Below are 1,043 nucleotides of genomic sequence, written 5' to 3'. Positions count from 1 at the left end.
GGCCGTCCGCCGACCGGGGTGAGGGTGGGGAACCTTGCGTGAACACGGCCAATATGAAGGCCGGTTGACCGAGAGTCAACAATTGCGAACACAATTGGACGACCGCGTCGGGATCTCCACCCGGGGCCGTGGCGGGGAAACGGGGCGAAGCGCCATATTCCGACGTGCTGACGATCGTTCGGTTCTGTCGGGTTGTGGAGAACCCTGTGCGTTTACCCGTTCAACGGTCCCTCAGTGGAACGTCCCGCGAGGGGCCCCGGGGATCCGGTCGGTAGTGTGGTGGCCGGGAGCGGGGGAGGGGTGGGCGTGATGGGGTCGGGGACCGCTGGACGTGGATGGCGTGCGCCGCTCGGTGCGGTGCGGATGCGTCTGCTGGCCGAGATCAATGCCACCGTGCACGGGAACGACCTGCACCTGGAGCGCTACGACCGCCCGGCGGGGGACCCCGGGCTGTACGGTCCGGAGAGTGTGGTGTGGCGGGTGCACGGGCACCCGGCCGGGATGCTGGCGGGTGGCTTCGCGGCCCTGCTGCTGCAGTCCCTCCACCCGGTGGCGATGGCCGCCGTCGACGCGCACTCCGACTTCCGGGTCGATCCGACCGGCCGGCTCAACCGGACCGCCCGCTTCGTCACCACGACCACGCTCGGCTCGACGGCGGCGGCCGAGGAGGCCATAGCGGGCGTGCGGAGGATCCACCCGCGGATCCGCGGGACCGCGCCGGACGGCCGCCCCTACCGCGCCGACGATCCGGAGCTGCTCACCTGGGTGCACACCGCCGAGGTGCACTGCTTCCTGACCGGCTACCAGATCTTCGCCGCCACCCCGCTGACCGCCGACGAGTGCGACCGCTACTACACCGAGGCCGCGCGCGTCGCCGAACGGCTGGGCGCCACCTCGATACCCGGGTCGCGCGCCGAGGTGGCGGCCTACCTGGCCCGGATCCGGCCCGAGCTGCGGGCCACGCCGCCCGCCCTGGACGTGCTGCGACTGCTGCGCGGATTCGGCCGCAGCCGCCGCGAGCGCCTTGCCGTCCGGGCGCTGAC

The 1,043-nt window shown here is 72.3% G+C and carries 1 protein-coding gene; it reads left to right on the top strand.

Annotated features, from left to right (window positions below; translation table 11 throughout):
* Positions 1-363: 363 nt before the first annotated feature.
* On the top strand, positions 364-1,043 hold a 680-nt coding region (locus AB0O00_RS41345; protein ID WP_363659803.1), incomplete at its 3' end, for an oxygenase MpaB family protein.

Origin of the sequence: Kitasatospora sp. NPDC093558 (assembly GCF_040683475.1) — a bacterium.
Taxonomy (GTDB): domain Bacteria; phylum Actinomycetota; class Actinomycetes; order Streptomycetales; family Streptomycetaceae; genus Kitasatospora.
This window is presented reverse-complemented; position numbering and strand designations above follow the sequence as displayed.